Source organism: Chitinophaga sp. GbtcB8, from assembly GCF_019091455.1.
GTDB lineage: Bacteria > Bacteroidota > Bacteroidia > Chitinophagales > Chitinophagaceae > Chitinophaga.
The window spans coordinates 1-6,937 of sequence record NZ_JAGXJN010000074.1 but is presented as its reverse complement, the minus strand read 5'-3'; the positions used below and the strand labels follow the sequence as shown (position 1 = coordinate 6,937).

6 protein-coding genes are annotated in these 6,937 nt (G+C 39.5%); 1 reads left to right on the top strand and 5 read right to left on the bottom strand.

Going from position 1 to position 6,937, the window contains the following annotated elements; genetic code table 11:
* Positions 1-489 precede the first annotated feature (489 nt).
* From KVT36_RS31260 to KVT36_RS31240, 5 genes are all read right to left on the bottom strand, one after another.
* A complete protein-coding gene (locus tag KVT36_RS31260; RefSeq protein ID WP_217607351.1) occupies positions 490-1,176 on the bottom strand; it encodes a DUF6794 domain-containing protein in 687 nt (228 codons plus the stop codon).
* Positions 1,177-1,377: 201 nt separating this feature from the next.
* Complete coding sequence (locus KVT36_RS31255) at positions 1,378-2,346, bottom strand: IS4 family transposase (protein WP_217607350.1); 969 nt, start codon at positions 2,344-2,346, stop codon at positions 1,378-1,380.
* 509 nt (positions 2,347-2,855) lie between these two features.
* A complete protein-coding gene (locus tag KVT36_RS31250) occupies positions 2,856-3,461 on the bottom strand; it encodes a mobile mystery protein B (protein WP_217607349.1) in 606 nt (201 codons plus the stop codon).
* Positions 3,452-3,916, bottom strand: a complete 465-nt coding sequence (locus tag KVT36_RS31245) for a mobile mystery protein A (protein WP_217607348.1) — start codon at positions 3,914-3,916, stop codon at positions 3,452-3,454. The genes KVT36_RS31250 and KVT36_RS31245 overlap by 10 nt, the downstream gene beginning before the upstream one ends.
* A gap of 512 nt (positions 3,917-4,428) precedes the next feature.
* Positions 4,429-5,784 carry an ATP-binding protein gene (locus tag KVT36_RS31240; protein ID WP_217607347.1) on the bottom strand — a complete coding sequence of 452 codons (1,356 nt, stop codon included), beginning with the start codon at positions 5,782-5,784 and terminating at the stop codon, positions 4,429-4,431.
* Positions 5,785-6,264: 480 nt separating this feature from the next.
* Here KVT36_RS31240 and KVT36_RS31235 point away from each other — a divergent pair, with 480 nt between their 5' ends.
* Positions 6,265-6,828 carry a hypothetical protein gene (locus KVT36_RS31235; protein WP_217607346.1) on the top strand — a complete coding sequence of 188 codons (564 nt, stop codon included), beginning with the start codon at positions 6,265-6,267 and terminating at the stop codon, positions 6,826-6,828.
* Positions 6,829-6,937 lie beyond the last annotated feature (109 nt).

The following is a 6,937-nucleotide window of genomic DNA, read 5'->3' as shown; positions in this document are numbered from 1 at the left end:
CACACAACTGGACACCTGCATAAAAAGTAGAGCCTCCCTCTTCAAGAAAAAAACATGTACTTGCTCGTGGGGATACTCCCTTATTACCTTGTCTGAATGCTTCTTCAAAACGAAATTCCGGATCGTTTTCATAAACTTCGGACGATAGACCATCTCGGTGAAGCCATCGCCGAAGCATACCTTCACCTGATAAGTTCGATTGAAATTTTCATTCTTCAGAAATGAGGAACAAGAATAACCGAACTATTCATAAACAACCTGTATATCTTCCGTAGATAAATCCCAGTTAAGGACTTTTTTTAAAACGCTCATTTTTTATAATAATTTTTTCTACAATGTTTAAAACGGCAAATAAGTGTTCAATGAATCGCTCGCCTTCGGTACATAGAGGCGCTGGCGCGCCGAGAAAATTGAACAGGCATCGCGAGAGCGGTGCCTTTTTTGTTTAATGGACCTTTCTGAAAAAAGATGGAACCATATTCATCATTATTAATTTACTTCCCATTCTCTATAATTAAACCAATTTTCTTTTCCAACTTTCATGTAGTATCTAATTCGTTTCTGGGGCTTTTCCATTTTGCCCGTAGTGCTATCATAAATGAGCACACCATCACTATCATAGTAAACAATTCCTCTTTTTTCGCAGCCCTCCAACAATTTTACTTTGATATTGCGCCGTTCTTCATCTCTGTCTGTAATAATCCCCCTCGCAACGCAAAGGTTGTTGTCATACTTGTCTTCCTGGTTTTTTGATGAAAAGCCATTCCTGTAGTTGAATAATACTGTATCCGCTATATGATAACCGGCGAACTCCTTTTTTTGCCGTTCTAAATCTTCTTCCCTTACCTTTTCCCAATAATCCTGGTAATACTTGATCTGCTCTTCAAGTTTAATGTCCTTTTTGATCAAATAGCGATAATAGCTATCGAGTATAATCCCTGACATATCATCAGGATGATAAATTCCTTTCGCATTAAAGAATCTTGATAGTTGTGAACCTTTCCAAAGGTTCCAGTTATTTCTCATCCATAGTCCCAAATTCATGTGTGTTCCTGCTGAAAACTGATCTTCAGTCATCGTAGCAATTCGGGCTTTATTACTATCTGGAATTATTTTGTCAAGTTGAGCAATACAATCATTAAGATCAATTGGTATATGCGTAGTATCAGGTACCATTGCCGAGTTATTAGAAGGATCAGACTCTCCTAGAACATGGCTACAGATAATAAAGATGAATACAAATATGGAAAGCAAAATTCTCATAGTGCCTAGAAAATATATTGTTGTCCGGAAAAAATCTACTAATTTGGCTGCAAGTCATAGCTGGTATGGATTGTGGCCGATTTTTCTATATTAAAAAATGTGGGTAGCTCCCCTCTAGGCCGAGCTCAAAACTGGGTTGTGTACCCTACGCCATGCCAGATAAGTATCCTTTATAAAACCCAACAGTTCCACATAGCTCATTAAATGCAAGCGGATAACTGTTATCATATTGGCAAATGATTTTTTCGTCGCCGATTTTTTCCTGATCACTACCATTAATAATTGCGCAATCAGTACACAGTAAATCTGGGTTTTAATTGCATTTTGATTATCTCCCCAAAAATATCGCAAAGGGAAGTTTTGCTTTATTTGTTTAAACAATAACTCAATCATCCATCGGCATTTGTAGATCCGAGCTACCTGGCTGGCACTAATCTTCAGGTTGTTAGTGATAAAAACATATATCCGCCCATCATCTGCCTTATAAGTTACCCTGCGCAGGCGTAATCGCACTACTTCCTTATCCTGTTTATATCCAACTGTTATCAGCTGATCATTGAGTACCCCTTTATGCTTATGCTTGCGGGTCCGGTCTGCTAAAACCTTGCAGACATGGTAAACCGCATTTTCCTTCATCCTGGACACAAACCACACTTTCTGCTTACTCCAGGAGTCAAATTGCCGGTAATCGTTATAAGCTTTATCAAAGACTATAAAACTTTCCCGGGGCAGCTTCAACTTTAACAGGAACTGGCGATCATGTACTTTGGCTGGTGTCATACGTACAAACTCTGTTACCCCGCTAAAAGCATCCATCATGGCATGTACCTTTATGCCGCCTTTTCGCCTGGCTCCGTCCAGCCGGGGACGGCCCACTCCGCGAAGAATATCTCCAAACAGGCTAATGGTGCTACTGTCAATGATCTTCAGATTATTGATACTTAATCCCTTCAGCCGGCTGTCCGAGATATATCCATGGTACTTATTCAATAATCCCTGGTAAATCGTTGCAAACACAAGGTAGCTTCTGCGCCTGTTAGCATCCGATAGCGTACTTCTGGCTGGTGCCACGTCAAATCCCAAACTTATAAACTATTGGGAGCTTAATCGCTCCCTTTTTTATTTTACGTTCTTTTTTACCCGGACAATACTGTTTTAAATATATAAATTAAAATCCATCAAATCTTGCTGCAACTGGTTAGATAATTCTCCCATCTGGGGTACAAGTGTTCGGCAACACGAAAAAAGGCTATCGTAACTGATAGCCTTTTTTGATTTTATTACTTTACATATCAATATCTAAGATACCTCTTCGCACATCCAAACTATAGCTTTTTTAAATATTAGGAGAAGTTCATGTTTTATATCTCTGCCTTACCGGGCGAGGCTAAAGATTATATCCTTAGCCACATTGATATTATGATCGGGAATTTCGGTAATACACAACCGCGAGTAGTCCTATAAGCATTTGGTGACTTTCCTGTATGCAAGTGAACTTAGGTTTACTTACGTAAAAAAAAATTAGAATTTTTTCACGATCTGGCGGAAAAAAAAGGGCAATGCCTTATGGAAGAACGATTGAGTCCTAGCAATCAGGATCGAGCGAAGCGGATCAAGGGCTCAATATTTCCTTTATCTGCTTCTCGTAAAGCGTGAAGATAAGCAGCGCGGGATTCACCTTTACGGATAAGGTTACTGCGCTCTCCCCAAGAGAACACATCGCCGCCGAAAATCTTTTCGATGATGACGTCGGCGATGAGACGTGAATGCCTTCCGTTACCGTTGGCATAGCAATGGATGGAGACGATACGGTGCTTGAAACGAACGGCGATTTCGTCTTCTGAATACGTCTCGTTCTCGATCCAGTAACGGCAATCATCCAGCAGCATTCTTAAATCGGGCGCGATTTGATATTTGTCCACGCCGATATTTTTATTCGAGTTCCTGAAACTTCCCGCCCATTGCCACACTTCGCCGAACATCCTTTTATGCAGTTCGTTGACAAACTGCTCCGTCAGGATTTCGTTGGCGGTGAACCGCTTGCGCCGTTCGATCGTCCAGCGTATCGCTTCTTCAATGTTACGCTGCTCTACCTCATCAAGATCGCTGCGCGTGGTGACGGATGGAATAAGCAATCCCTCCTTCTCATCTTCATCGAGAGGCGTTTGCCCTTCTTCATAGTGAATGTTCAATCCCATAGGCCTTTCGGCATTTCCCGTTTGAGTTCTTCAGTCAATTCCGCGATAGCTTCCTTGATCCGTTGGCCGGAGTTTTCCTGGTCTTCCAGTTTCATCGTCGTGGATGTACGCAGAACGATCTTACGCGCCATCTCCGTGGCCTGTCTTTCGATCATTTTTTCCAACGATCCGTTTTTGGGTATGAACCCGTAAACGAGTTTCAAATCCAAAGCATCGCCAGCCTCACGCAATGCATTAAGCGTAATTCCTCCTTCGGCTTCGTTTTTTTCGATCTTCTTCACGCCCTGCGGCGTTAAAGAAAGACGCTCACCCAATTGTCGCAAGGACATGTTGAGCGTCTTGCGGATAAGACTTATCCACCCGTCTTTCGGCTGTTCCATATCCCGCAAAGGCTGCAAGGCTTGCATCCTTTTATCGAGTTGCCTGATAATCAGCCTGGTATGTTTCAATTTCATGGAAATACCTATTTTGCCCTTATAAATTTAAACCAATTAGTTTAAATATCAAGAAGTATCTTAAACCAATTAGTTTAAAAAAATATTGCATAATTAAACTGATTGGTTTAATTATGTATTCTAAAGTATCGAAATAAAAGGGGATATTTCCTATTTATCTACTTATTATCAGCATTTTATAAATAAAATTTCCAGTTTTTTATATAAAAAACTGGAAATCCTAAATCGTTCGGAAAATCCGAATGGTTGGAAACGGCTTATTTTAAACCGAAAGCCAAGGGCGCATCCTGCTAATCCGTCATGTCGGGCAAATCGGCGAAAGCCAAAAAATCTTGTATCTATCGGTTAGATAAATTGTCCCATTGGGGGTACAAGTGTTCGGCAACACGAAAAAAGGCTATCGTAACTGATAGCCTTTTTTAATTTTATTACTCTACATGTCAATTATTTAAGATCCTTCTTCACATTTACACTATAGCTTTTAAATATTCTTCCCCTAAAAGAAGTTTATACTAAATTTTCTGTTGTACAAACCATTCAATATACTGAGGTAATGCCGTGCCAGCATAATAAGGTAAATTCATTAGCAAATATGGTTTTTTATTGGGAGTAACAGCTTTCTCTACCTTCAAGTCCCCTGCATACATCCGGATAGCGTATGGATGGTCAGCGGCCTCAATAAACTGATGAAGTGATTTTAATGTACCAGTACTGCCTGATTTTATTTCTATGGGAATAACCAACTTGTTATAAGAATATAGCAGATCAACTTCTGCATTGGACTGGGCTTTTTCTCTTACCCAAAAATTAGGTGTGTGTGCTGAAATACTCTGAAGGGATATCAGTTCCTGTGTTACCAGGTGGGGTATAATTGCCCCTTTGTAAGCTCTGTTCAAATCATCCATAACGAGCATTTCTATCTGGATGCCCAGAGAGTAATTGACCAGGCCGATATCCAGGAACTGTAAACGCGGTGCTTTCTTTAAGTCGCTCTTCACTGGTGGGAGCATGTCTGTAGTAGGATAGATCAAACGCACGATCTTCGCATCATCAAGAGTTCTGAATGCTTCTCCCACCTCTCTTGACCGGTAGTTAGAATTTCCAAAGCCCTGAAACTTTATGCGTTCATCCAGGTACAGTGGTGCAGTATCCATTAAATATTTAATGATTTTCCTTTCCGTGTCGTTGGACGTATATTTTTCTACATCGTTTTTATAGGTACCCCAAATGCTTTCGTAAATAATGGATAAATCTGAAAGGTTATGTTTCTCAATGTCCATTTTTATTACTTCAGGCATACCCCCGATAATCGCATAGCGATGAAAGGCATCCATTAAGGTTTGATGTGCAAAGGATTTTACCGGGATCTGAAGCAATTGCGTCAGCAACGACTGTTTTCCGATGGCTTCCAGATATTCCTTGAAATTCAGAGGATGAAGATATAAAAACTCCACCCTGCCTACCGGGAAACTATGCACTTTTTGTATGGCAAATTCCAATAACGAGCCTGCACTGATGACATGAAGCGCCGGTATCTCTTCATAAAAATAGCGCAATAGCTGGATGGCTTTAGGGCTCTCCTGTATTTCATCAATAAATAAAAGAGTATCTGAGGCCGCTGATGAAGGAATACTGTGCGCCAAAAATAAAGCTTCAAAAATAGTTTGAACATCATCAAAATCATCAAAATAACGGCGGTCGGCCGATTTCTCTAAATTGAGCACAATAACATGTGTATATGTTTTGGCAAAATCACGGATCAGTGTGGTTTTACCAACCTGACGTGCGCCTCTTATAATGAGCGGCTTACGTGCGGCATTTAATTTCCAGCGATTAAGATGATCTTCAATACTTCTTTTAAAGGTCATAATAATAAAACGAGTTGTAATATAACAGAATAAGGGCAAATTTATGTTTTTTCTGTAACAAAATAAAGCCTGTTTAGTTATTAAATTGTAACAGAATAAGGGCAGATATGAAACCAGAAATAAAATCCGAATATAGAGGCGCTGACGCTGAACAAGCGGGAAATTTCAAGGGGATTTTGGAAATTCCCGCTTTTCTTTTGTCCCAAATGAGCAAGTTTCAGATTTTACCAAAGACAAAAATGTATTTTCCCCTGATTAGATATTCCTGATTTAGACGCTGTAAAAAACTTCTTTATCGACTTCACTCAAATCTTATACTTTACGGCTTCCCGTAATTTGAAATGTAACCTGTTTTATAGTTTCGATGCATGAGCTGCATCTGATGTGACTTCCCAATTCAAGTTTCCTGTATGGGAAAAAAGTTAGAGGCAACACTCAATCAGATCTTAATTCACTAACCAACAATAATCACAAACAGGTATGACAAAAAGAATTTTAATTTCCGTATTACTATTGATTTCTTGCGTGGTAATTACTCATGCACAAGATGTTAAAAAAGATGAGAAAGCTGGCCAAACCAAAATCGAGTCTTTTGCATCTAAAACAGGGGCTATTATCAAATTCCAGGATTCAAAATTACCTGATATAAAAGGGATGTATGCAGAGCGCGTAGAAACGCGCATTCGGGAAATGATAATAGGAGCGGAAACGAAGTTTTTTTACCAGATAGATAAATCCAGCCAATATAATAGTCACAGTGTTGCATCTATTGAATACTCCGATTTGCTCGAGCTTATTAAAGCGATGAACGCTTTAAAGGCAGATGTGGAAAAAGATATTGTTAATTCGCCAGACTACCTAGAAAACAAATTTGTTACATCCGATGGCTTTGAGGTAGGATACTATGTAAGTAAAGGAAAAGCTGTCTGGTACTTGAAATTGGAAAACTACGGTTCTGAAAACACCGTCTTTCTAAAAGACGCCGCTTCTATTGATATTGTATTTAATGATGCGAAGGCGAAAATTGAAGAGTTGAGGAAGTAATTCCATGGTGAGCAAATTGTTCAATGCGACTAGGTAGTATTACATAAAGTGTGTCAACGGGTTTAAAGATTCAGTTTTAATCGATCACTAAATATAATAGATAATTGTG

Coding starts and splice junctions, on each gene's coding strand:
- KVT36_RS31260 (WP_217607351.1), bottom strand. CDS start 1,176: ATGGTACCTGATACTACGCATATACCAATTGATCTTAATGATTGTATT.
- KVT36_RS31250 (WP_217607349.1), bottom strand. CDS start 3,461: ATGGGATTGAACATTCACTATGAAGAAGGGCAAACGCCTCTCGATGAA.
- KVT36_RS31245 (WP_217607348.1), bottom strand. CDS start 3,916: ATGAAATTGAAACATACCAGGCTGATTATCAGGCAACTCGATAAAAGG.
- KVT36_RS31240 (WP_217607347.1), bottom strand. CDS start 5,784: ATGACCTTTAAAAGAAGTATTGAAGATCATCTTAATCGCTGGAAATTA.
- KVT36_RS31235 (WP_217607346.1), top strand. CDS start 6,265: ATGACAAAAAGAATTTTAATTTCCGTATTACTATTGATTTCTTGCGTG.